Genomic DNA, 23,447 nt, shown 5'->3' with positions numbered 1-23,447 from the left:
TCCTTAATGCTCATGGGACACCAAATTTAAGGCATGGCCGTAATAATTGGACAGTTCGGCGTCGGATAAAGAAGAAAACTGATCCGCGTTTCCGTGGAAATGCATCGTTTTATTCAAGCATACTATATTTGTCGCATGGTGTGTCATGGTTCCTATATCGTGGGTGACCAGCAGCAGGGTGATGTTTTTTTCCTGATTGAGTCTGTGCAGCAATCCGTAAAACTTTTGGACATGCTCCGTATCTACCCCGACAGTCGGCTCATCAAGAATCAACAGTTCCGGGTCGCTTACAAGTGCCCTGGCGATAAATACACGCTGTTGCTGACCTCCGGATAAATCACCAATATTCTCATGAAGGTAAGCGCCCATGCCTACTTGATCGACTGCTTGCTTTATTTTTTCCCGGTGACTTCGGGAGAAAAAGCGAAGATAACCGACCTTGGCAGTCAAGCCCATTGATACGACCTCTTCCACTGTGGCTGGAAACCCTCGGTTAAAGGTGTTTGCTTTTTGAGATACAAAACCAATCTTATTCCAGCTTTTGAATTTGTTGATCGGAGTGCCCAGTAACTCGATTGATCCATGTTGAGGTTTTAATAAACCGAGAATCAGCTTGATGAGGGTGGTTTTCCCCCCGCCGTTAGGGCCGACAAGCCCCATGAATGCTCCTTGGGGAATCTCGAAATTGATATGTTGCAAAGCTGGTTTGTGATCATAATAGAAATCGACATTTTGCATGGAGATCACTGTGTTCTTCATTCATCCATCCTCCTTTGTTGTTCGGTCTGTAGCTCTCTGGAGCACTTGAAGGTTTTGTTTCATCAGGGATAGATAATCTTCCCCATGATTGATATCTTCTTCGGTCAGGACGGCTAAATTATGAATTTGCAGGGCTTTGCCGTCTATTTCCCTTTGAATTTCTTTTGATACTTTGTCCTGGACATTTTGTTCGAAAATGACATAATCCATTCCGAGATTCTTTGCCTGTTCTATAATGTTGATCAAATCCTGCTGAGATGGTTCACTGCTGTTGGATATGCCATTAACGGCAATCTGTCTGATTCCATAACGATCTTCCCAATAACCATATGCGGCATGGGAAACCAAAATTTCCTTATGCTTGCTCTTACTTAACGTATTAAGGAATTGGTTATCCAATTTCGTTAAATCTTCTTGTAATGACGAAAGATTTTGCTGTAAAACAGCTTCATGGTTCGGGTATATGTCCGTTAATCGCTTTTCGATAATACCAGCCATTTCCTGCATTCGCAGAGGATCAAGCCAAATATGGGGATCGTGGCTTCCATGGTCGTGGCTATGATGTTCCGATTCAGCATGATTGCTGTCATGATCCGCAGTACTTTCGCTTGCAGTATGAAACAACTCTTCATATCCTGCCAGGCCGATCAGCCGAACCTCTTCTTGTTGCAAAGCTTCAGCTGTCGTGGAGGCGAATGATTCCAATTCTTCGCCGAGATATACGAAAGCATCGCCCTCGGCAATATCGGTCATTGTTTTGGCAGTAGGTTCGTAAGAATGGGCATCCGCACCAGGAGGGTATATGGTTGTTACTTCTACAAAGTCACCGGCCAATCTTTCAATAATGTATTGAATAGGATAGACCGTCGTATAAATGGTGTGCTCCGCTTTCTCCCCATAATTATCAGGGGAGGGGCTGCATCCAGCTTGCAGCAAGATGCCGCTGAATAAAAGGATCAATACTACCTTCCACTTCATCATTGTCCTCGTTTCTTCAAGTTTCTATTTATGTGGTAAACAAGATTTCTTACTATACTTATTGTCTTTCCTGACTTAAAAATGAATACTCTTCATTCTATCGTAATGATTATGGTTTGTAAATAATAACGATTCCGTTTTACTTGGGGAGGAGTCCGGGAGAGGCAAGGGACATCATAAGAAATACCCTATAAATAGTGCGGGGTAAAGAAAAACTCGCCAAATTGGCGAGCCATCAGATGAAGACAGAAGGACGGCGTTAAGTAATGCTTTTGCAGTCCATAAATGTCAGTGAACGAGGGATTTAGACTTGGATCACTGAATCTGTCGCTATGATATCGATAAATACTCTCTTGTTTTTCTGGAAGAGTTCCTGAAGAACCTGTGTGTTATATTCATTGAAAGAGGAGAGCGCTAATCGAGGGTATTGGTTCATAAAGCTGTCGGGATCGTCATTCGGAAAGTTAAGGAGTAGGATATGATCGGCCGGCTGTTTATCTGAAAAAAAGTACTGATTCAGATTGGCAGCAGATTCTGTCACCAGTTTGGCTTGCACAGCCTCCAAACGTAAAAATCCAGATAGCAGCCTGGCGTACAAGTAGGCAGTTTCTTTTGCTGGGTAAAGGATTAAAGCACTTGACCTGCAAGTTGTATAACGCTCCGTCTCTTGTTCAATTTGGATCAATAACTCTGTTACTATTTGCGTGCTTTTATGGTAAGCAACTGATGACAACTCATCAATAGCTGCCATTTGATTGAGTTTGGCCACGGCTGGAAACAATATTTTTTCGAAGATATGATGGTAATGAAGACCATCAGAAAGAGTCTGATACAAGGCTTTGACTTCGTTTTGGTCACCGGATGAAAGGTTGTCCAAAAATTCACGGAACAATTGCTCGTCCGATTTAGGCTGGAAAGCCAGAATTTTTTGAACTGTGAGCGAAAAGTTGGTCGGAAGTGAAAAATCACCACCTCCCTTTAACAAGCGTACCTGTGGAACGGTAGGATAGTATTTACTGACGCTTGAAATTTTTGCCTGCTCGTTATTGGATAGGAGTACCGTTGCATCATACGGATAAATCATAAGTGCATCGATAAAATGATAAAGTATATGCCAATCAAACTGCTTTTGATCCTTTAACAATATCTTAATCGCTTCATATGCCGGCACTTCTTCTTTGTAGGCGCGCTTCAATGTGAGTGCAGAGAAGACATCCACAATGGATAAGATTCGCAATTCTAATGGCAGCTGACCGCCACTTAGACCATCCGGATAACCGGAACCATCCAAACGTTCGTGATGGGAGCGGGCGAAAGCACCCAACTGTTCATACCCTAGGGATTGAAGCAGCCTTTCTCCGTCTGTCGTATGCTTCTGGATTTGCTTGAATTCCGCACCGGTCAGTTTAGCTTGTTTATGTAGTATTTCTCGTGGTGTTTCAATTTTTCCGATATCATGAAAAAGAAAACCAGCTGCGCAGGTCTCCAGGTCAGTGACAGTTAGTTTTTCTGCCATGAGGCTCCCTAGGACAAAAACATCGAAGGAATGGATATATGCATAAGAATCCCATTTATATAGAGCAGAAAGTGTGTCGGTTATACCGTAATTTTTATGAATGTTAATAAATAGTTGTTTTAGAAACAGCACTGTTTCTTTTCTGTTCAACAATTTACCATAGCGATATTCATAGCCTATTTTTTCGAGAATGTGAAAAAAATGTTTTCCCAGTTCTTCTTCTGAGTATTGCCCTCGGTTGGTTTCTAGCGGCTGGGTTGCAGTGATTCCCATAGTATTTGGTTGGTTTTCGTTAGCCGCTGTCGAAGTATTCGGTTCAATAACCTTCAATTCTTTTATTCCTCGTTTTTTTAAACGGTTGATAAGTCTTGGGGTCATTTTCGTCCCTTTTTTGATGATCAACGTATCACCGGCATAAATATCTTCTGCCAAACGTTCTTCCGGCAGCACTTGAGAAATGGACTTAGCTTTCATATAAATACCTCCCATTTGTTTTACTCGAAAGGAAAATCGAATAACTCCTTGACGGGAATATCGAGTGCCTCGGCTAGCCTGCGGATATTCAGTAAGGATATATTCCGCTTGCCGGTTTCAATTTCTGTGTAATATGATCTCGAAAATCCAGCCAACTCAGCTAATTCTTCTTGCGTCATCCGTTGATGAAGCCGATAACGCCGCAGCCGACTTCCGAATGTTTTCAGGAAACAGACGTCCTTTGACTGGTAGGCCACCGTAATCACATTATTCCCTCCCCCCGGTATATGGTTTGCTAACTGCCTCCTATGGAGCCCTGAAAGTATTTTACGTTCGTGGAGAAACGATTGCTTAACAGTAGTTGTCATTAGCAAACAGTTGCAGAAAAACGGTAAGAACTAGTTCAATTCATTGTAGATTCACTTATTGGCAACAATATGAAGTCGATGATTCCAAAGACTAGGGAAGCCAGTTACCTCATTAGATTAACAACTTAGTAAGTGTAAGGAATCAAAAGAACCATTCTGTTATAAGCCGGTTTCTTGGACTGCAGAGTATTAAGTCGAATCGCATGCAAGCACTCGCGTTGCATAGAAGGAGAACGCTTTCTGAAGGACGCAATTCGACATTATAATTCTAAAGTCCTACATCCATCTCTATCATATGACAATAGCCGACGGAGGCTCCACCTGATATAAGTGACATACAGAGAGACATGTTTAAGGAGAGGGACAATTCAGGAGGCACATAGAGGCACAGAGGCTCGACGAGAATCAAGCCAACAGAGCGTGCTGCATTTCCGAAAAAAACAGCCGAAGCTCAGAAGCATCGGCTGTTTATCGCATTTGGAGTAATGGCAACAGTAGGCTGTAAAGCGGACTTCCAGTCACTGTGGTGGCAACTGATTCAAATATCCGCTGTATTGCTGATAGGCTTGTTGAATCTTCTGCTGATCGGCTTTTTCAAGAGAATACCAGCCGTTCTTGAACATCAAGTTGTAAAGGGTTCGCTGGCAATCCTGGGTTTCTTTGCATATAGCTGCCAAGTCCTGATACAGCCCTTGATTGCTCGCCTCGTTCAAAGCAATACTGTATGCGCCGGTCAAATATTTCTCTGAAGCCAATACATCATTGACAAAATCTCTTTCACTCATTTGCGGTGTCTTCGGTACTTGTGTTTCCGGATTTTGCACTTTCTGTTGCTGATTCATGCTAATCCCCTTTCTAAATGACATTCCCGGGCTGGGTGTTCAAATGGCTGAGAATCTGCTGATAGTGGCGCTGATGCATCTTGGCGGTTGTATCAAGCGCCTGCTTTATTTCCGGTAATTGGCACTGTTCAGCATAAAAGTTGGCTTTTTTGCTGGCATTCAAATTCCAGGACAGCATATCGGTGATGTAAAGTAAATCTTTTTCGCTAATCATATTCGGCGGCTGCTGCATAGGTTGTTGGTTCAAGCGAATTCCTCCTTAAAAAAAGACTGTCGGTTCCCGTTTTATTATTGCCGGGTAGGTGCGTGGTTATTCTGCTTGCAACATCGTGATGAATTTTGTATGCAAAAAGTACCTCTTTCCCCGTAAAAATGATAGAATAGTACAAGAAAGCATACTAGTTTGAAAGTTTTCACATCGGCTGCGGCGGATATAGATAAGCAACCGTTTTGCTGAGTTTGCGTTTAATTAAGAAAGCGGTTCCGCTGTACTGGATGATTACTGGGGGGGCTTATAATGGAACAAATCCTGCGTAACTTCTTTTTATTTTTATCCAAAAACAAGTTTTTCACCAAGTTGGCTAAAAGGTATGGTCTACGCTTCGGGGCCGGCCGTTTTGTAGCTGGGGAATCGGTGGATAACGCCGCAAAGGTCATTGAGCAATTGAATCAAAAAGGGATGGTTGTTACTGTTGATCATCTTGGAGAGTTTATCGACAGCGAACAAGAAGCACGCCAGGCGGCTGATGAATGTGTGGAAATGATTGAAAAAATTGCCGAACAGAAGCTGGACTCTCAGCTATCTTTAAAAATGACTTCCATGGGACTGGATATATCGGAAGCATTGGTGATGGAAAACATGCGGAAAATTCTCGCTGCAGGAAAAAAACACGGTGTTTTTGTGACGATTGATATGGAAGACTACGAGCGCTGCCAAAAGACGATCGATATATTTAAAGAGTTAAAGGAAGAGTACGATAATATCGGTACCGTCATTCAAGCATATTTATACCGTACTGTAGGAGACATAGAGGAACTGAATGCTTATCATCCGAATCTCCGGCTGGTCAAAGGCGCGTACAAAGAGTCACCGAAGGTTGCTTTTCCGGATAAACAGGACGTGGATGAGAATTATAAGAAAATCATCAAAATGCATTTGTTGAATGGGAATTACACTGCCATTGCTACTCATGACGATGAAATGATCGCATACACAAAGCATTTGGAGAAAGAACATGACATTCCCAGGGATCAATTTGAATTTCAAATGCTTTACGGAATCCGAATCGATAGGCAGGAGGAACTGACTGCCGAAGGATATAAAATGAGAGTTTACGTTCCTTATGGTACAGACTGGTATGGATATTTTATGCGGCGCCTGGCCGAACGGCCGGCAAATGTGGCATTCGTTCTTAAAGGAGTCTTCGGTAAATAGACCACGAGCGACTGGGACAACCGAATGATTTCAGCGTTCTACTCTTTTATTATGAAAGTGCGATTTTCCACGATGGCAAGGTACTTCGCTTTCTGCGGCCACGGCTGCAGCTAACCGGCGGCTTGCCAAGTCGGTTTTCAGCTTGCGCTCATCCCGCCGGAGATGCCTTTTCTTCTGGCGGGATTTCCGCTTTGCCTAATCCCGCACCTATTACCCAATAGAAGAATATGGTTCATCCTGTCTTTATCATATGGAAATCAGTTCACGAAAATGCAGCGATACGAAGCACGCATCAAATGACAGGATAAAAAGAAGTCAATCCAAGGAATAGACAAATAAAAGTATCGGGCGGACTCGCTCGGTGTATAGAGTTCGTTTTTTGCTTTGGTGGGTATGCTTTTGTCCGGGCCACTATAAAATCTGCATGGAACCGGGAAAAAATGATTGCGAAATATCTGAAAATACCTTATAGTTGAATTAGATGCAGATAGGGAACTATCTACTTTTTTTACACGCATAGTGAATGAGTATTCATTCAAAATGATAGGGGGATAAAGGAATGACTCGAAAAATCAGACGTGCAGCCGTTTTGGGATCAGGAGTGATGGGATCCGGAATAGCGGCACACTTGGCAAACGTCGGCATTGAAACTTGGATGCTCGATATCGTACCCAAGGAATTGACGGATGAGGAGCAGGGCAAGGGACTTTCCTTAGAAGACAAAGTGATACGCAATAAGTTTGCGGATACAAGCAAAAAAGCGTTGTTAAAACAAAAACCTTCACCGCTTACCAGCAAAGGCAGTCTTGATTTGATCCATACAGGAAATATGTCGGATGACCTTGATGTGCTTGGAAAAGTCGACTGGATCATCGAGGTGGTCGTGGAAAATCTTCAAGTGAAAAAGCAGGTTTTCCAGAATGTAGACAAGTACCGGAAAACGGGAGCCGTTGTCAGTTCCAATACGTCGGGCATTTCCATAGAAAAAATGGCTGAAGACTGTTCGGATGATTTTAAACAACATTTTCTCGGGACGCACTTTTTCAATCCTCCACGCTATCTGAAACTGCTCGAAGTCATTCCGACCAAATGGACGGATGAGCAGGTTTTACGTGAAATGAAGCAAATTGGGGAAGACATCCTCGGTAAAGGAGTAGTCGAGGCGAAAGACACACCAAACTTCATCGCCAACCGCATCGGGACTTATGGGCTTCTTGTAACAGTGAGAGAGATGAAGAAACAGGGATTGAGCATCGGTGAAGTGGATTCGATCACCGGGCCCATGATCGGGAGACCGAAAAGCGCCACCTTCCGTACGCTGGATGTTGTAGGACTCGACACCTTTATCCATGTTGCTAAAAATGTCTATGACCAGGTGGAAGGAGACGAAAAACAGGTTTTCGAAATCCCGGAATTCCTGCAAACCATGAATGCGAAAGGCTGGCTGGGCCAAAAAAGCGGTCAGGGATTCTACTTGAAGAAAAAACAAGGCGGCAGCAGTACAATCTATGAATTGAACCCGGGAACTTTGGAATATCAGGAGCGTAAGAAGTTGAAAACCAAGGCGACAGAACAAGCCAAACAAGAAAAAGGTCCCGGCAGAAAAATGAAAGCGCTTGTATATTCGGAAGGTGATCCGGCAGGTGATTTAATTTGGTCCATTACGAAACCAGTATTGCTGTATGCTGCGCGACTCACTGGAGAAATCGCAGACGACATCCTTTCGATTGATGAAGCAATGAAGTGGGGATTCGGCTGGAGACTAGGACCATTTGAAATGTGGGATGCAATCGGTGTCGGAAAAGCAGTAGAACGCATGAAAGCTGATGGCGAAACTGTCCCGGGATGGATAGAACGGATGCTTGCCAATGGGGCGGAATCTTTCTATAAAACAGATGGAGGAAATCTGCTTTATTATCGGGATGGCGAATATCGACAAAAGCAGGTAAACCAGAAAGAGATTCATATTAAGGGCTTGAAGGAAAGAAAGGGAGTCATCAAGAAAAACACGGGAGCAAGCTTAATTGACTTGGGTGACGGGGTGGCCGGTTTAGAGTTTCACTCAAAGAGCAACGCCATCGGTCTTGACATCATCCAGATGATCAACTACTCCGTAGAAGAAGTTGAAAAGAACTTCCAGGGTCTGGTCATCGGCAACCAGGGGAAAAACTTCTGCGTGGGAGCCAATCTGGCGATGATGCTCATGGAAGCACAGGATCATAATTTCTTTGAAATAGAAATGGTCGTGAAACATTTTCAAAATGCCATGATGAAAGTCAAATATGCAGAAAAACCAGTTGTGGCTGCGCCGTTTGGAATGACACTCGGCGGAGGTGCAGAGGTTTGCCTGCCGGCCAGTTCGATTCAGGCAGCGCAAGAAACGTATATTGGGCTGGTGGAAGCCGGGGTTGGCCTGATTCCTGGAGGCGGCGGCAATAAAGAACTATACATCAAGCAAGTAAGAGATTTGCCACAGGGGATCGAGTTTGATTTGCAGAAAGCTGCCAATAAAGTTTTTGAGACAATTGCTACTGCCAAGGTTTCAACGTCGGCAGCTGAAGGGCATGAGAACGGTTTTCTGAACAAACGTGATGCAATCAGTGTCAATACTGACCATTTACTTCATGACGCCAAGCAAAAAGTGCTTGCATTGAGCAAGGCAGGGTACGAGCCGCCAAAACGGGAGAAAATTCCTGTCGTGGGTGAGGCCGGATATTCCGCCATGTTATTGGGGGCCAAGTCACTGGCGTTTGGGGGGTATGCATCGGAGCATGATGTGAAAATTGCAGATAAACTGGCATTTGTGCTCGCGGGTGGACGCCTGCAGTCGGGAACGCTTGTCGATGAACAATACTTACTGGATTTGGAACGGGAAGCGTTTCTAAGCCTGATCGGTGAGAGAAAAACACAGGAAAGGATGCAGCACATGCTGCTCAAGGGAAAACCATTGCGTAACTAATGCCATATTTATTTAGAAGAGGGGGAAGTGCTGTGAAGGAAGCAGTGATTGTTTCTGGCTCGAGAACACCGGTCGGAAAGGCTAAAAAAGGTGCTTTAGCCAATGTCCGTCCCGATGATCTTGCAGCTTTGACTATCAAAGAAACGTTGAAGAGGGCTGACGGATATCAAGGCAATATCGATGATGTGATTATCGGCTGTGCAATGCCGGAAGCTGAACAGGGCATGAATATGGCCCGTAACATCGCCGGACTGGCAGGATTGCCATTGGATGTCCCCGGCATAACAGTCAATCGCTATTGTTCGTCCGGCCTGCAAAGCATCGCTTATGCAGCAGAACGAATCATGCTGGGACATAGCGATGCTATCATCGCTGGCGGGGCCGAATCAATGAGTTTGATACCAATGGGCGGCCATGTCATCAAACCTAATTTGGAGCTGGTGAAAAATGCACCAGGCTATTATATGGCAATGGGTCATACTGCTGAAGAAGTGGCCCGAAGGTTCGATATATCCCGTGAGGATCAGGATGCATTTGCGGCCAACAGCCATCGAAAAGCAGCCAATGCTCTGAAAGAGGGTAAGTTTGATGACGAAGTAGTTCCGGTAGAAGTTACCGCAAGGCAAATCGGTCAGGATAACAAAGTTGAAGAAAAAACATTCCTGTTCAGTAAAGACGAAGGGGTCCGCGCCGCTACGACAGAAGCAGTGCTGGCCAAATTGAAGCCAGCATTTGCGCTGAAAGGAACTGTAACAGCCGGCAATTCTTCACAAATGAGCGATGGCGCTGCTTCCGTGTTGGTGATGGACAGGGAAAAAGCGGAAGCAGAGGGACTGAAGCCGCTGGTTAAATTCCGTTCGTTCGCATTAGCGGGAGTGGAACCGGAAATCATGGGAGTCGGTCCGATAAAGGCCATCCCGAAAGCCTTGAAGTTAGCTGGTTTGGATCTCTCTGATATTGGATTGTTTGAATTAAACGAAGCGTTTGCTTCCCAGTCGTTGCGTGTCATTCGGGCTCTGGAACTGGATGAGGATAAAGTCAATGTGAACGGAGGCGCTATCGCACTCGGGCATCCACTTGGCTGCACTGGTACAAAGTTGACGCTCAGCCTCATTCATGAAATGAAACGCCGGAATGAACAGTTCGGTGTCGTCACCATGTGTATTGGAGGAGGAATGGGAGCTGCAGGTGTATTCGAACTAGTTTAGTATTTTCTACTATTAAGAAAAAGGGGCGAAAAACATGAGTGAAACCAAAGAAAAAATGTTTAAAGGCGGCGCATTCATCATAGAAGATTTAGAGCCGGAAGATATTATTACTCCGGAAGACTTCACGGATGAGCATCATATGATTGCCAAGACAACTGAAGACTTTGTTGCAGGGGAAGTCGTTCCGAAAATCGATAAGCTGGAAAACCATGAATTTGAACATTCTGTGCAACTTTTGAAACAGGCTGGAGAACTTGGGCTTCTGGGAGTCGATGTTCCAGAAGAGTATGGCGGATTGGGATTGGACAAAATCAGTTCTTCCCTGATTACTGAAAAGTTCTCGAAAGCCGGCGGATTCTCGGTAACACACGGAGCACACGTCGGAATTGGGTCCCTTCCAATCGTCTTTTTCGGAAATGAAGCGCAAAAACAAAAGTATCTGCCACTTTTGGCAACAGGTGAAAAACTCGCCGCATATGCATTGACGGAGCCAGGTTCCGGTTCGGACGCCCTAGGAGCCAAAACAACAGCAAAACTAAATGAAGCTGGCACCCATTATTTGCTGAATGGAGAAAAACAATGGATCACCAACTCGGCTTTTGCTGACATTTTCATTGTGTATGCCAAAGTTGATGGAGAGAAATTTACAGCCTTTATTGTGGAAAGAGAATTTCCGGGTGTTTCGACAGGCGCTGAAGAGAAGAAAATGGGAATCAAAAGCTCCTCCACGAGGACGGTCATTCTCGAAGATGCCGAGGTTCCGGTAGAAAACGTACTCGGTGAAATCGGCCGGGGTCATGTAATCGCGTTTAACATTTTGAATGTCGGGCGTTATAAATTGGCCATTGGCGGTGTTGGCGGTTCAAAAATCGGTATCGAGTTGTCTGCCAAGTATGCCAATGAACGCAAACAATTCAATACCCCAATTTCCCGCTTTTCTTTGATACAGGAAAAACTGGCTACCATGGCCGCTAAAACATATGCCAACGAGAGTGCGGTGTATCGTACAGTCGGTTTGTTCGAACAGCGGATGAGCAATCTGAGCAACGAGGAACTCAATGATGGCAAGGCCGTTGCAGCGGCTATTGCGGAGTACCAGGTGGAATGCTCATTGAATAAAGTCTCTGCGACAGAACTGATGGACTTTGTAGCGGATGAAGCGGTCCAAATCCATGGCGGTTATGGCTTCATGCAGGAATACGAAGTGGAGCGGATGTACCGGGACTCTCGTATCCAGCGAATTTTCGAGGGGACAAATGAAATCAATAGGCTGCTAGTTCCTGGTTCTCTTCTGAAAAAAGCAATGAAAGGTGAACTGCCATTGCTGCAAAAGGCCCAGGCGCTGCAGGAAGAATTGATGATGCTGATGCCGGAAGAAGTGGGTTCGGAGCCACTGGAACAGGAAAAATATCTGTTGAAAAACGCGAAAAAAATCGGCTTGCTGGCCGCTGGGCTAGCAGCACAGAAATATGGGAATAAACTGGAACAAGAGCAGGAAATCCTTGCTAATATAGCTGACATAGTCAATGAGGTTTATAACATGGAAGCGGCCGTCTTGCGTACAGAAAAAGCAATCAACAAATCTGGATTGGAAGCGAGCTCGCTTAAGCTTCTTTATACCCAGGTATATGTACAGGAAGCGTTCAATCGAGTAGAAGCTAATGCTAAGGAAACATTGATTGCAAGCGAAGAGGGGGACACATTGAGAATGATGCTGTCCGCGATGCGTAAGCTGACAAGACATGATCCGACCAATGTCATTGCCAAGAAGCGGGAAATCGCCAAGCGGATAATTGAAGAAGAAAAATATGTCGTCTGATCATTAATCTTATTTAAAGGGCCGCCTCAGTCAAATTGACTGAAGCGGCCTTTTTACATGGGACCCGCATTGCGTATCGATTCGTAAAGCAAAGGTACAGCTAACAGAAGGTTGTTTAAAAGAAAGTTTCGTCATAAAAATTATAGACTGCGCAGTAACTGTAATGGGAAGTTCCATTGCTTATTCAAAAAGCGAATTACCCACCGCTTCGGTAGCATACTTCGCTTTCCGCGGGCACGGCTTCAGCTAACTTGGTAAAGAAAAGCCCTTTACCAAGTGGATCTTCAGCTCGCGCTGTTCCCGCTGGAGTCTGCGTATGCTACCTACGCTAAGAAGCATGCTGCTTGTCGTAAGTATAGAGAATTTTTTTTTTGAGACCCAACAAGCCATCTTAAAAACGGTTGTCAGAAAACATGTACTTCTTTTCATAAAAAGAAAGATGGAATTCTGTATTTGCTCCTTCTCTTGAACTTCTTCCTTGTTTTCCCAGCTATGTCCTTTGATGATACGGTGCATGGAGTATTATGAATAAAAAAATTCGAGTACACGCGTTTCTAAACAGAAAGCTGTTTCTAGCGAAGAAAATACCCGGAGACTCCAGCGGGAGGAAAGGCCTCGGGGAGATCCCGCAGAGCGTCAGCTCGAGGAAGCTCACCAGCCGCCCGCGGAAAGCGCAGGGTATTTTCGCAGCGTCGAACTCCCACTCAACGAATGGAAGAAGTCAGGAAGACAACTTCAAACTATGTCGCAGTTTCTATCTGCAACGACGGTTATTCAGTAACGAAGCGAAACAAATTAAGTAAATTTTCTCATGGAATTTATCAGCTTGCTTTTCTCTCCAGTGCAGACTGCTGACATATATGCTTGTTGGCAGTTTTGCATGAAATATATAAGCAAGTTATGATAATATAGGAAGAAATTAAAGGGGGTGCTGCCATGTCACTGAAATTTTACTGGTATCCAAACTGTGGTACTTGCAAAAACGCGAAAAAATGGCTGGACGACAACAAAGTCGATTATCAGGAAATACATATTGTGGAAGAAACGCCGTCCAAAAATGATTTGAAAAGCCTCGTGGAAAAAAGCGGACAGCCTGTGAAGAAATTTTTCAATACAAGTGGAAAAAAGTATCGAGAATTGGGCTTGAAGGATAAATTGAAAGAAGCAGATGAAAATCAGATGCTGGAATGGCTGGCTTCGGACGGAATGTTGATAAAGCGGCCGATTTTAGAATCCGAAGAGAAAGCAACAGTCGGTTTTAAACCGGAAGTCTATGAAGAAAACTGGAAATGACGAATTGAAGCAAACCACTGGAATTTGCCTTGGGGAGCTACTATATTAGATGAAGGATGTTCGCTGTTTGGAGGAAACTTGGAACAGGACAGTTGGACAAGTTAAGACAAATAAAAGCAGATAAGGAAAGTGGAGGTTTTATACGATGAGTTTACCAAAGGAATTACGTTACTCTGAAGAACATGAATGGGTCAAAGTGGAAGGGGAGAAAGTCCGGATCGGAATCACAGACCACGCCCAATCCGAATTGGGAGATATTGTTTTTGTCGAACTTCCGGAAGTCGGAGATACTATTGAAGCGGACGAGCCGTTTGGCAGTGTCGAATCCGTGAAGACGGTATCTGAGTTGTATGCTCCAATCAATGGTAAAGTAGTGGAAGTAAACGAAGATCTCGATGATAGTCCTGAATTTGTCAATGAATCTCCATATGAAAAAGCGTGGATGATCGTCGTGGAAACAGAAGATCTTTCGCAAGTCGATGAACTGATGAGTGCTGACCAATATCAGGAAATGATCGACGAAGAGTAAGCTTCTTCCGTATTCCGCGTCCATCTTTTTTATGTCATTGTCTATGCCATGCATCAAAAAAGAAATAATCAATACAATGATTATAGAGAGCGAACGCAATCCCTTGTTACCGTTAATGTGACAGGGGATTATTGTTAAGCAGGATGGCCGCGTTTTAAACTTATCGATTAAAAAGCAGGTGAACGCTATGAATGATGCTGACAAAGTGATTATTGTGGAGGGGCGGACCGACAAGGTACAGATTCAGAAAGTGATTGATGAAAAAATAGAAATCATTTGCACCAATGGTACTTTGGGAGTCGAAAGGCTGGAAGAGCTGTTGATAGAATATGATCTGGATAATAAGGACGTCTTTATACTGGTGGATGAGGACAATGCAGGACATAAACTGCGAAAGCAATTGTCCTTCGAACTCCCTCATGCCGAACATATCTATGTAGATAAAACCTTCAGGGAAGTGGCGGCTACTCCAGAAGCGGAATTAGCAGCAGCTCTATTGAGCAGAAGCATAGCAGTGAATCCACTTTATCTATAGAGGTGGCGGATAAGTTATATTCAAAAGGAAAAGGGATGGAATTTATGTTGGCAATTTCGGATGAACACGCACTCAAAGACTTTTCAAAAGGGTTTGTGTTTATTCATACGCCTTTCTGCGGCACATGTAAAATGGCGGAGAAAATGCTGTTGGTATTAGAACAAATCGAAGAGGCATCACTTTTCCATGAAATGAATGCCTCTCTTTTTCCGGGCTTCATGCAATCATTTCACATAGAAAGCGTTCCCTGTCTGTTAATAGTGGAAAATGGCCGGGTGCAGGAAAAAATATACGCATTTCATTCGTTAATGCATATTCAGGAGAAGATACAGAAATACAGAAACTAAAAAGGAAGGAATATTTCCCGAGAAATACTCCTTCCTTTTTTGCTTATGTCTTTTGGAAGACTCCATCTGCTTTTCTTTTTTGCAGGAAATACATGCTGGATGGCGAACTACTGTTAACAGGGAGGCGGTAGTCTTGTCAGAACAACTTTTGGCAGAATGGAAACGGCGTTTGGAAGATCGTGAAGATTTGTTGTATTTATATGAACAAAAGCACTTGGACATCAAAGTGGATGTAGGTGAATTCTCGGCTTGGGTTAAATTTCGTTCAGGAATTGTGGAACTCCATGCCGATTCACAATTCCCGTCTGCTGCCCCTTTAAAGGTGAAGGTGAACAATGACATAGCAGAACAACTTTTTAACGGGGAGCGGAAGCTGACAGCTTTCCCTGCAGGGCTTGCCTCCTGGACAGGGAGGTACAGGGACTGCCTGCTTTTTGAAACATTGCTGTACCTGCCTTAAACGAGTTGCCTGCCCAATGCTTGGACAATAGATAAAAAAGGTGCTTTGTCGCCAAACTGAGCCGCTATATCACCCTGCTTGTCAATAATGACAGTACTGGGAACCCCTTGACAGCGGTACATATCGTAAACGTTTGTCCCTTCGTCCGACAATGTCGGCTGTTGCAGAAACTTCTTATGGAATGCTTCTGCTTCATCCACCGAACGTTCTCTCCCAGTCACATTGATGGTCAACATTTTTATATCATTTTTGTTGATTGTTTTATATAACTGCTCTTTTTTGGGTAAGTCCGCTGCGCAGTCCGGGCACCAGGATGTCCAAAAGGTAAGCATGATCACCTTGCCAAGGTCCTTTTTCAGTTGATAGGTCTTTGGGGTACCCAGAATCGGAAGCTCGAAAACCGGGGCTTTCATCCAACCACTCCTTGCTTCTCAGTAAGTTTTTCTTGTTGTATATGCTAACATAACCAAAAATGGAAAACGATTATCGCACTTCAATTAATGAATTAGCTTGACACCTAACTGCGCCAATGCTAAAATCCTATTTAGCGCTTAAGGAACGACCTAATTAAATATTCTAATCTCTTATCAAGAGAGGTGGAGGGACTGGCCCTGTGAAGCCCGGCAACCGTTAACCAGTTTTTACTGGTTAAAATGGTGCCAATTCCTGCGAAGCAATAAGCTTTGGCAGATGAGAGAACATGAAAGTAGTCATACTGCGTCTTTCTGTTCTCTTGTGAACGGAAGGACGCTTTTTTAATACACACAAAAGAAGTATTAGGTAGTTCGGCAAGTATTGCTGAGGAGGAAGAAAGTTGATTTCAATTAAAGGCTTGAAAAAAGTTTATCCAGCCAAGCATCAGGATGTCCTCGCTGTCGATAACCTCAACCTGGAAGTAAGCAAAGGGGAAATTTTCGGGGTGATCGGATACAGTGGTGCTGGTAAAAGTACGTTCATCAGACTGCTTAATCGGCTGGAAGAACCGACTGAAGGACAAATTTATATTGATGGAAAAGAAATATCTGCAATGGGAAAGCAGCAGCTGCGTAAATCACGACAGGAAATAGGGATGATTTTTCAACATTTCAACCTGCTCTGGTCCCGTACCGTTCGTGACAACATTGCTTTTCCGCTGGAAATAGCGGGAATTCCCAAGGGGAAAAGGAGAGCCAGGGTCGAAGAGCTGATAGATTTAGTCGGGCTTAAAGGAAGAGAAGATGCCTATCCTTCGCAATTAAGCGGAGGGCAAAAACAACGGGTCGGCATTGCAAGGGCGTTGGCCAACAACCCAAAAGTGCTGTTGTGTGATGAAGCCACATCGGCGCTAGATCCGGATACGACGGATGCGATATTACGGCTGCTTGTCGATATCAATGAAAAATTGGGGTTGACCATCATTTTGATCACACATGAGATGCATGTCATCCGTAAGATTTGTCATCGGGTCGCTGTGATGGAGTCAGGAAGAGTAGCAGAGCAAGGCGATGTGCTGGATGTTTTCTTGCATCCCAAACAGCCTGTTACCAAGCGGTTCGTTGAACAAGTCATGGGAGACAGGGATCAAGAAGAATCGCTCCATTTATTGGAAAATTATCAAAGCGGGCAAGTTGTACGGCTTCATTTTGTGGGAGAAACAACCAATCAGGCGCTGATAAGCCAGGTGTCAAAGCGATTTGATGTGGCTGTCAATATCCTTCAGGGTAAAGTCACTCAAACACAAAAAGGGGCATATGGAACTTTGTTTGTCCATATGGACGGCTCTGCAGAAGAGATAGCCAGGGCGATTGCCTTTATCAAAACCACCTCGGTAGAAGTGGAGGTGGATCCAAATGCTGAGTGAACTTTTTCCAAACGTGAAAATGGAGGATATTTGGACAGCGATCGGTGAAACATTTTATATGACACTGATATCGGTGGCAGGGACGATTGTTTTAGGGGTCCTGTTGGGACTTTTATTATTTCTCACTGCCAGAGGTGGTTTGTGGCAAAATAAAATATTGAATTTTTTTGCTGCAGCGCTGGTGAATATCTTCCGGGCCATCCCATTTATCATTTTGATTTTATTGTTATTCCCATTCACTGATTTTCTTATAGGCACGATTCGTGGTCCGAAAGCGGCGTTGCCAGCTTTGATCATCGGTTCGGCACCGTTTTATGCAAGGTTGGTGGAAATCGGTCTGAAGGAAGTGGACAAAGGTGTAGTGGAGGCCGCCAAAGCGATGGGTGCAAAAACGCACACGATTATCTTCAAGGTTTTGCTTCCGGAATCGATGCCTGCTTTAGTATCCGGGATTACTGTAACAGCAATAGCATTGATTGGCTATACGGCTGTTGCCGGAGTGATCGGGGCCGGGGGTCTTGGAGATTTCGCCTATTTTTATGGCTTTCAACGTCGCGAATTTGACGTCGTGTTTATCTGCACCGTTTTAATAGTAGTAATTGTATTTATTTTTCAGTTTATCGGTGATTATATCGCCAATAAATTAGATAAAAGATAAGGCACTTTCCATCATACAGTTCCGTTGTCATGTTCCGTATATAGGGTGTAGTGACTTTATATGGAAAACGCAGGCATAAGGAAAGCAATACCGTATGCGAAAAGGGCCAAGTTTAAAACATGAAAAGGGGAAATGAGATCATGAAAAAGTATTTATTTTTGTTACTGACTGCTGCGGTTCTTGCAGTGTTGGCTGCTTGCGGCAGCTCGGATGAAGATAATTCGTCCGATGGAGGGACTTCTGGTGGAGGAGACGAATCAACAGAAATAAAAGTAGGGGCGTCAAGTACTCCTCACGCAGAAATTTTGGAAGAAGCAAAACCGTTGTTGGAAGAGCAAGGTGTTACTCTTACGATTTCTGAATATCAGGATTATGTCTTACCTAATCAGGACTTAGAGGATGGCGAAATTGATGCCAACTATTTTCAGCATAAACCATACTTGAAGGATCAAATTAATCAGTTCGGCTATGACTTTGTCAGTCTTGGAGGGGTTCATGTCGAGCCGATGGGAGTCTATTCCAAGAATATCTCCAGCATCGATGAGATACCAGATGGAACAGAAGTGATCATCAGCCGTTCTGTTGCCGACCATGGACGTATTCTCAGCTTGTTTGAAGCGAACGGTTTAATTAAATTGGATGAAAATGTCGACAAGGCAGCCGCTACGACGGATGATATAGTGGAAAATCCGAAAAATTTAACCTTTTCGCCGGACGTTGATGCTGCAACGCTTCCTGAAATGTATGAATCCGAAGAAGATGCCTTAGTGGCAATCAATACCAATTATGCGCTGGAGGCGGGCTTAGTACCGACAGAAGATGCCATTTTTGTGGAGGATGAAGATTCGCCTTATGTCAATCAGGTTGTAGTCCGTTCCGAAGATAAAGATAACGAAGCGCTTAATACATTGGTTGAAGTATTGCAATCTGAAGAGATTCAGAACTTCATCAGTGAAAACTATGATGGGGCGATTGTGCCGGCGGCTACTCCTGGAGACTGATTTTTTGGAAACAGCCGAAATCAGCAGAAATTCCTTACATTATTGAAGGTGGATGATTTAAGCCGCATATGATGGAACATAGCGGTGCAGAGAAGCATTTTCCTGTTTATTTCCTGTTTGGGAAGGGAAAAGAATCCGTGATACAATTTGTTTGTCAGAAAATATAACAATCCCGAAAGGAAGGATTCATTATCACAGACAGTGGTATAGGTCTGAATTATACCTCAGAGATGGAAAAAGCCATGCATCAAAACCATGGAATTGGTTATGCGGAGTATGAAAGAAAGCTTGACAAAAGACTCGAGGTCGAAAAAGAAAGAGAAGACAGCTATCGGCAGAGCCGCCGTGTTGTCGCTGAAGTTGAACGGCAAGTCCACCGCTGATACGGTGGTGGAAACAAATAGAAATTTCATGGTAAATCCCCTGCTGCTTGTTTTTGGCGGCAGGGGATTTATGTTACATTATAGATAGAGCGATGTGGATGATTAGGTATAGTAAATGGTTGGCAGGTACATTCTAATCGAAAATTTGAAAATGTTGATAATAGATTCGAAATGATATAAGATTGTAATGAGAATAAATTGAGAATGGGTGTAAATCCATTCTGCATTAATAAAGAGTAACTGGAGGTATTGTTATGGCAGGTTCAACATTGGAAATAAAGGATCTTCATGTATCGATTGAAGACCAGGAAATACTTAAGGGAGTTAATTTGACAATTAAGGGCGGCGAATTCCACGCTGTTATGGGTCCTAACGGAACTGGTAAATCAACGCTGGCATCCGCCATCATGGGGCATCCAAAATACGAAATCACGCAAGGATCTGTTCTTCTCGATGGAGAAGACGTACTGGAAATGGAAGTGGACGAACGCGCCAAAGCTGGTCTGTTTTTGGCAATGCAGTATCCTAGTGAAATCAGCGGTGTAACTAATTCTGATTTCCTTCGTTCTTCCATCAATGCGCGCCGTGAAGAAGGCGACGAAATTTCCTTGATGAAATTCATCAAAGAGATGGATGAAGCGATGGATTACTTGGAAATGGATAAAAACATGGCGCAACGTTATTTGAATGAAGGGTTTTCCGGCGGTGAGAAAAAACGTAATGAAATTCTTCAATTAATGATGATTAAACCGGAAATTGCCATTCTTGACGAAATCGACTCCGGACTTGATATCGACGCATTGAAGGTTGTTTCCAAAGGAATCAACAAACTTCGCGATGAGAACTTCGGCTGCCTGATCATCACGCACTATCAAAGACTGTTGAACTACATCACACCGGATAAAGTCCATGTCATGATGCAGGGCAGAGTGGTTAAATCCGGCGGTCCTGAGCTTGCACAGCGTTTGGAAGCAGAAGGATATGAGTGGATCAAAGAAGAACTAGGCATTGAAGATGAAACTGTAGGGCAAGAAGCGTAACAGGAAGGAGGGGTACCATGACTGTAGAAACAAAACTGCCATACGATCAAGAATATATCAGCCAGTTTTCACAAAAGCATAAAGAACCGGAATGGATGAAGTCATTGCGCCTTCAAGCATTGGAAAAAGCTGCTGCGCTTCCAATGCCCAAACCGGACAAAACGAATATCACGAACTGGAATTTCTCCAATTTCAAGCATGAAGCGGCTGGAGAACCGATTCAGTCTTTGGAAGATCTTCCTCAGGAAATAAAAGTGTTTCTTGATTTGGAAAACACGGAACAAAATCTTGTCATCCAGCGTAACCATTCAGTGGCATATGCTTCCCTGTCACCAAAGCTGAAAGAGCAAGGCGTCATCTTAACGGACATCTATACGGCCATGGCGGAACATGGGGAACTCGTCCAACGTTATTACATGAAAGATGCAGTAGGGGTAGACGAAAACCGCATGACTGCATTGCATGCTGCGTTGATGAACGGTGGTGTGTTTGTCTATGTGCCGAAAAATGTCACTGTTGAAGAACCACTGCAATCGATTTTTTGGCAGGAGGATGCCGAAGCGGCTTCATTCAATCACGTAATCGTCGTTGCCGAAGCGAACAGTTCCCTGACTTATGTGGAAAATTATATTTCACATAATCAAGAGGAAGAAGCTGTAGCCAATATCGTCACGGAAGTTATCGCCCATGACAATGCGAACGTTTCATTCGGTGCAGTTGATAACTTTGCACAGGGAACAACTGCATATGTAAACCGTCGTGGCGTTGCTTACCGCGATGCTGTAATCGAATGGGCGCTCGGACAAATGAATGACGGTAACACCGTTTCGGAAAATATCACTCATCTTATTGGGGATAATTCAGTTTCCAACGCCAAGACCGTTACTGTCGGACGTGGCAAACAATCACAAAATTTCACAGCGAAAATCGTCAATCATGGCCTTCAGTCGGATGGCTACATTCTGCAGCACGGGGTCATGAAAGACAGTGCTACGTCGGTGTTCAATGGAATCGGAAAAATAGAGCATGGTGCTTCCAAATCGAACGCTGAACAGGAATCCCGTGTATTGATGCTGAGCAAGGATGCACGCGGAGATGCCAATCCGATCCTTCTCATCGATGAAGATGACGTAACGGCCGGACACGCTGCTTCTGTAGGCCGTGTCGATCCGATCCAGCTATATTATTTAATGAGCCGTGGTATTTCCAAGCAGGAAGCAGAACGTCTGGTTATCCATGGTTTCCTTGCACCGGTGGTTACACAGATTCCGATCAAAGCGGTAAGAGAACAGTTGACAGAGGTAATTGAAAGGAAAGTATATTAATGGACGTCAAAGCCATTAGGGAACAGTTTCCGATTTTGAACCAGGAGATAAATGGACATCCGTTGGTTTATCTGGATTCATCGGCGACTTCCCAAAAACCGGTTTCAGTAATCAAGGCAGTAGAGGATTACTATAAACAGGATAATTCCAATGTCCATCGCGGTGTCCATACACTGGGAACAAGGGCTACAGATAAATATGAAGGTGCCAGGGAAAAAGTGAAGAAATTCATTAATGCATCCAGTACCAAAGAGGTGATATTCACCCGTGGTACAACGACTTCCATCAATACTGTGGCATACAGTTATGCCCGGGCAAACCTGAAGGAAGGCGATGAAATTGTAGTGACGCCAATGGAGCATCACAGCAATATCATTCCATGGCAGCAGGCGGCCAAAGCCACGGGGGCTACCTTGAAATATTTGCCCTTGCGACCGGATGGTACAATAGAGATGGAGGACGTAAAGGATACGATTACGGACAGAACTAAAGTGGTTGCTGTCATGCATGTATCCAATGTCCTGGGAACCATCAATCCTATCAAGGAGATAACAGCTGTCGCTCATCAGCACGGCGCTGTGATGATGGTGGATGGTGCCCAGAGTGTCCCGCACATGCAAGTGGACGTTCAGGATTTGGACTGTGATTTCTATGCTTTTTCCGGCCATAAGATGTGCGGCCCCACCGGCATCGGCGTTTTATATGGAAAGAGAGAACTGCTTGAGAACATGGAACCAGTAGAGTTCGGCGGTGAAATGATTGACTTTGTCAATCTGTATGATTCCACCTGGAAAGAACTGCCCTGGAAGTTTGAAGGCGGCACACCGATCATCGCAGGGGCAATCGGTCTCGGAGCGGCTATCGACTTCCTGACGGACATCGGCATGGAAAACATTCATGAGCATGAAGACCAATTGATTGCTTATGCAATGGACCGTATGAAGGCGCTGGACGGATTGGAGATTTACGGACCGGAGCAACGCGCAGCGTTGATCACCTTCAATCTTACGGATGTCCACCCGCATGACACGGCGACCGTTTTAGATGCAGAAGGAATTGCAGTAAGAGCGGGGCATCACTGCGCACAGCCGCTGATGAAGTGGCTGGAAGTGACAGCTACCGCCAGAGCCAGCTTTTATTTATACAATACTCCAGAAGACGTCGATCGTCTTGTGGAAGGACTAAACAAAACGAAGGAGTATTTTGGAGATGTCTTTTGATAATCTCGATACGTTATATAGGCAGGTCATCATGGATCACTATAAAAACCCCCGCAATCGTGGAACATTGGCGGACGATGCTTTGACAATCGACATGAACAATCCGACGTGCGGGGACAGGATTCAAATTCATCTCCAGGTGGATGACGGTATCGTCGAAGATGCTAAGTTTGAAGGGGAAGGATGTTCGATCAGTCTTTCATCCGCATCCATGATGACGCAGGCTATAAAAGGCAAGAAAGTAGACGACGCTTTGAAGATGTCCAAAATTTTCTCGGATATGATGTTAGGCAAAGAAGTGGAAGAAGATGATATAGATTTAGGTGATATCGAAGCTTTGCAGGGTGTTTCTAAGTTTCCTGCCCGGATCAAGTGTGCCACTCTGGCGTGGAAAGCGATGGAAAAGGGCGTAGGCGAAGAGCAATAGAAACAACTTATGGAAGATAATTACCTAATAG

Annotated in this window: 24 protein-coding genes and 1 riboswitch; of the genes, 17 read left to right on the top strand and 7 right to left on the bottom strand. The window is 44.3% G+C overall.

Annotated elements, in window-relative coordinates; all coding sequences use genetic code 11:
• Positions 1-3: 3 nt before the first annotated feature.
• From ABVF09_RS13090 to ABVF09_RS13065, 6 genes are all read right to left on the bottom strand, one after another.
• Complete coding sequence (locus ABVF09_RS13090) at positions 4-759, bottom strand: metal ABC transporter ATP-binding protein (RefSeq protein ID WP_026569540.1); 756 nt, start codon at positions 757-759, stop codon at positions 4-6.
• A complete protein-coding gene (locus tag ABVF09_RS13085; protein WP_371069369.1) occupies positions 760-1,737 on the bottom strand; it encodes a metal ABC transporter solute-binding protein, Zn/Mn family in 978 nt (325 codons plus the stop codon). It lies immediately after the preceding gene.
• 304 nt (positions 1,738-2,041) lie between these two features.
• Entirely contained in the window at positions 2,042-3,727 is a 1,686-nt protein-coding gene (locus ABVF09_RS13080) for an HD-GYP domain-containing protein (RefSeq protein WP_371069368.1), read from the bottom strand.
• Positions 3,728-3,747: 20 nt separating this feature from the next.
• Positions 3,748-3,993: a helix-turn-helix domain-containing protein gene (locus ABVF09_RS13075; protein ID WP_051382217.1), complete on the bottom strand. Its 246-nt coding sequence runs from the start codon at positions 3,991-3,993 to the stop codon at positions 3,748-3,750.
• 620 nt (positions 3,994-4,613) lie between these two features.
• Positions 4,614-4,937 (bottom strand): spore coat protein, encoded by a 324-nt coding sequence (locus ABVF09_RS13070; protein ID WP_026569544.1) that lies wholly within the window; start codon positions 4,935-4,937, stop codon positions 4,614-4,616.
• A 13-nt stretch (positions 4,938-4,950) separates the two neighbouring features.
• On the bottom strand, positions 4,951-5,184 hold the full coding sequence (locus ABVF09_RS13065) for a spore coat protein (protein WP_371069367.1): 234 nt from the start codon (positions 5,182-5,184) through the stop codon (positions 4,951-4,953).
• 270 nt (positions 5,185-5,454) lie between these two features.
• On the opposite strand from ABVF09_RS13065, the gene ABVF09_RS13060 reads away from it, so the two are divergent.
• From ABVF09_RS13060 to ABVF09_RS13020, 9 genes are all read left to right on the top strand, one after another.
• Positions 5,455-6,372, top strand: coding sequence for a proline dehydrogenase family protein (locus tag ABVF09_RS13060; protein WP_026569546.1), 918 nt, complete (start codon positions 5,455-5,457; stop codon positions 6,370-6,372).
• A gap of 559 nt (positions 6,373-6,931) precedes the next feature.
• Entirely contained in the window at positions 6,932-9,331 is a 2,400-nt protein-coding gene (locus ABVF09_RS13055; protein WP_153465301.1) for a 3-hydroxyacyl-CoA dehydrogenase/enoyl-CoA hydratase family protein, read from the top strand.
• Positions 9,332-9,363: 32 nt separating this feature from the next.
• On the top strand, positions 9,364-10,539 hold the full coding sequence (locus ABVF09_RS13050; protein ID WP_026569548.1) for an acetyl-CoA C-acetyltransferase: 1,176 nt from the start codon (positions 9,364-9,366) through the stop codon (positions 10,537-10,539).
• A gap of 34 nt (positions 10,540-10,573) precedes the next feature.
• Positions 10,574-12,358, top strand: a complete 1,785-nt coding sequence (locus tag ABVF09_RS13045) for an acyl-CoA dehydrogenase family protein (RefSeq protein ID WP_153465298.1) — start codon at positions 10,574-10,576, stop codon at positions 12,356-12,358.
• 936 nt (positions 12,359-13,294) lie between these two features.
• Positions 13,295-13,651, top strand: a complete 357-nt coding sequence (locus ABVF09_RS13040; RefSeq protein WP_026772365.1) for an arsenate reductase family protein — start codon at positions 13,295-13,297, stop codon at positions 13,649-13,651.
• A 145-nt stretch (positions 13,652-13,796) separates the two neighbouring features.
• Positions 13,797-14,180 carry a glycine cleavage system protein GcvH gene (gcvH, locus tag ABVF09_RS13035; RefSeq protein ID WP_026569551.1) on the top strand — a complete coding sequence of 128 codons (384 nt, stop codon included), beginning with the start codon at positions 13,797-13,799 and terminating at the stop codon, positions 14,178-14,180.
• 187 nt (positions 14,181-14,367) lie between these two features.
• Positions 14,368-14,715: a toprim domain-containing protein gene (locus ABVF09_RS13030; protein ID WP_026569552.1), complete on the top strand. Its 348-nt coding sequence runs from the start codon at positions 14,368-14,370 to the stop codon at positions 14,713-14,715.
• Between the two features lie 44 nt (positions 14,716-14,759).
• Complete coding sequence (locus ABVF09_RS13025; protein ID WP_026569553.1) at positions 14,760-15,062, top strand: thioredoxin family protein; 303 nt, start codon at positions 14,760-14,762, stop codon at positions 15,060-15,062.
• 133 nt (positions 15,063-15,195) lie between these two features.
• Complete coding sequence (locus tag ABVF09_RS13020) at positions 15,196-15,522, top strand: hypothetical protein (RefSeq protein ID WP_026772366.1); 327 nt, start codon at positions 15,196-15,198, stop codon at positions 15,520-15,522.
• Here ABVF09_RS13020 and ABVF09_RS13015 read toward each other — a convergent pair.
• Complete coding sequence (locus ABVF09_RS13015; protein WP_026772367.1) at positions 15,519-15,935, bottom strand: TlpA family protein disulfide reductase; 417 nt, start codon at positions 15,933-15,935, stop codon at positions 15,519-15,521. The genes ABVF09_RS13020 and ABVF09_RS13015 overlap by 4 nt on opposite strands.
• A gap of 168 nt (positions 15,936-16,103) precedes the next feature.
• A riboswitch (SAM riboswitch) is annotated at positions 16,104-16,219 on the top strand.
• 117 nt (positions 16,220-16,336) lie between these two features.
• Here ABVF09_RS13015 and ABVF09_RS13010 point away from each other — a divergent pair.
• From ABVF09_RS13010 to sufU, 8 genes are all read left to right on the top strand, one after another.
• Entirely contained in the window at positions 16,337-17,362 is a 1,026-nt protein-coding gene (locus tag ABVF09_RS13010; RefSeq protein ID WP_026772368.1) for a methionine ABC transporter ATP-binding protein, read from the top strand.
• Complete coding sequence (locus tag ABVF09_RS13005; protein WP_026569557.1) at positions 17,352-18,020, top strand: methionine ABC transporter permease; 669 nt, start codon at positions 17,352-17,354, stop codon at positions 18,018-18,020. Before ABVF09_RS13010 ends, ABVF09_RS13005 begins: the two co-directional genes overlap by 11 nt.
• 140 nt (positions 18,021-18,160) lie before the next feature.
• The gene (locus ABVF09_RS13000; protein WP_026569558.1) at positions 18,161-19,021 is read left to right on the top strand and encodes a MetQ/NlpA family ABC transporter substrate-binding protein; all 861 of its coding nucleotides are present in this window, start codon (positions 18,161-18,163) and stop codon (positions 19,019-19,021) included.
• 230 nt (positions 19,022-19,251) lie between these two features.
• On the top strand, positions 19,252-19,404 hold the full coding sequence (locus tag ABVF09_RS19795) for a YuzK family famiily protein (RefSeq protein WP_474103981.1): 153 nt from the start codon (positions 19,252-19,254) through the stop codon (positions 19,402-19,404).
• Between the two features lie 254 nt (positions 19,405-19,658).
• Positions 19,659-20,444 (top strand): Fe-S cluster assembly ATPase SufC, encoded by a 786-nt coding sequence (gene sufC, locus ABVF09_RS12990; protein ID WP_026569559.1) that lies wholly within the window; start codon positions 19,659-19,661, stop codon positions 20,442-20,444.
• Positions 20,445-20,461: 17 nt separating this feature from the next.
• Positions 20,462-21,769: a Fe-S cluster assembly protein SufD gene (gene sufD / locus ABVF09_RS12985; protein WP_026569560.1), complete on the top strand. Its 1,308-nt coding sequence runs from the start codon at positions 20,462-20,464 to the stop codon at positions 21,767-21,769.
• Positions 21,769-22,989 carry a cysteine desulfurase gene (locus ABVF09_RS12980; RefSeq protein ID WP_026772369.1) on the top strand — a complete coding sequence of 407 codons (1,221 nt, stop codon included), beginning with the start codon at positions 21,769-21,771 and terminating at the stop codon, positions 22,987-22,989. The genes sufD and ABVF09_RS12980 overlap by 1 nt, the downstream gene beginning before the upstream one ends.
• Positions 22,979-23,416 carry a Fe-S cluster assembly sulfur transfer protein SufU gene (gene sufU, locus ABVF09_RS12975; protein ID WP_026569562.1) on the top strand — a complete coding sequence of 146 codons (438 nt, stop codon included), beginning with the start codon at positions 22,979-22,981 and terminating at the stop codon, positions 23,414-23,416. Before ABVF09_RS12980 ends, sufU begins: the two co-directional genes overlap by 11 nt.
• Positions 23,417-23,447: the final 31 nt, after the last annotated feature.

The organism is Sediminibacillus sp. JSM 1682029, assembly GCF_041366435.1.
GTDB lineage: Bacteria > Bacillota > Bacilli > Bacillales > Amphibacillaceae > Sediminibacillus > Sediminibacillus terrae.
The sequence above is the reverse complement of the archived record's forward strand: the minus strand, read 5'-3'. Positions and strand labels throughout refer to the sequence as shown.

Bases quoted from the DNA above. Each gene is read 5' to 3' on its own strand.
- ABVF09_RS13090 (WP_026569540.1), bottom strand. From the start codon at position 759: ATGAAGAACACAGTGATCTCCATGCAAAATGTCGATTTCTATTATGAT.
- ABVF09_RS13085 (WP_371069369.1), bottom strand. From the start codon at position 1,737: ATGAAGTGGAAGGTAGTATTGATCCTTTTATTCAGCGGCATCTTGCTG.
- ABVF09_RS13080 (WP_371069368.1), bottom strand. From the start codon at position 3,727: ATGAAAGCTAAGTCCATTTCTCAAGTGCTGCCGGAAGAACGTTTGGCA.
- ABVF09_RS13070 (WP_026569544.1), bottom strand. From the start codon at position 4,937: ATGAATCAGCAACAGAAAGTGCAAAATCCGGAAACACAAGTACCGAAG.
- ABVF09_RS13060 (WP_026569546.1), top strand. From the start codon at position 5,455: ATGGAACAAATCCTGCGTAACTTCTTTTTATTTTTATCCAAAAACAAG.
- ABVF09_RS13055 (WP_153465301.1), top strand. From the start codon at position 6,932: ATGACTCGAAAAATCAGACGTGCAGCCGTTTTGGGATCAGGAGTGATG.
- ABVF09_RS13045 (WP_153465298.1), top strand. From the start codon at position 10,574: ATGAGTGAAACCAAAGAAAAAATGTTTAAAGGCGGCGCATTCATCATA.
- ABVF09_RS13040 (WP_026772365.1), top strand. From the start codon at position 13,295: ATGTCACTGAAATTTTACTGGTATCCAAACTGTGGTACTTGCAAAAAC.
- gcvH (WP_026569551.1), top strand. From the start codon at position 13,797: ATGAGTTTACCAAAGGAATTACGTTACTCTGAAGAACATGAATGGGTC.
- ABVF09_RS13030 (WP_026569552.1), top strand. From the start codon at position 14,368: ATGAATGATGCTGACAAAGTGATTATTGTGGAGGGGCGGACCGACAAG.
- ABVF09_RS13025 (WP_026569553.1), top strand. From the start codon at position 14,760: ATGTTGGCAATTTCGGATGAACACGCACTCAAAGACTTTTCAAAAGGG.
- ABVF09_RS13015 (WP_026772367.1), bottom strand. From the start codon at position 15,935: ATGAAAGCCCCGGTTTTCGAGCTTCCGATTCTGGGTACCCCAAAGACC.
- ABVF09_RS13005 (WP_026569557.1), top strand. From the start codon at position 17,352: ATGCTGAGTGAACTTTTTCCAAACGTGAAAATGGAGGATATTTGGACA.
- ABVF09_RS13000 (WP_026569558.1), top strand. From the start codon at position 18,161: ATGAAAAAGTATTTATTTTTGTTACTGACTGCTGCGGTTCTTGCAGTG.
- ABVF09_RS19795 (WP_474103981.1), top strand. From the start codon at position 19,252: ATGGAAAAAGCCATGCATCAAAACCATGGAATTGGTTATGCGGAGTAT.
- sufC (WP_026569559.1), top strand. From the start codon at position 19,659: ATGGCAGGTTCAACATTGGAAATAAAGGATCTTCATGTATCGATTGAA.
- sufD (WP_026569560.1), top strand. From the start codon at position 20,462: ATGACTGTAGAAACAAAACTGCCATACGATCAAGAATATATCAGCCAG.
- ABVF09_RS12980 (WP_026772369.1), top strand. From the start codon at position 21,769: ATGGACGTCAAAGCCATTAGGGAACAGTTTCCGATTTTGAACCAGGAG.
- sufU (WP_026569562.1), top strand. From the start codon at position 22,979: ATGTCTTTTGATAATCTCGATACGTTATATAGGCAGGTCATCATGGAT.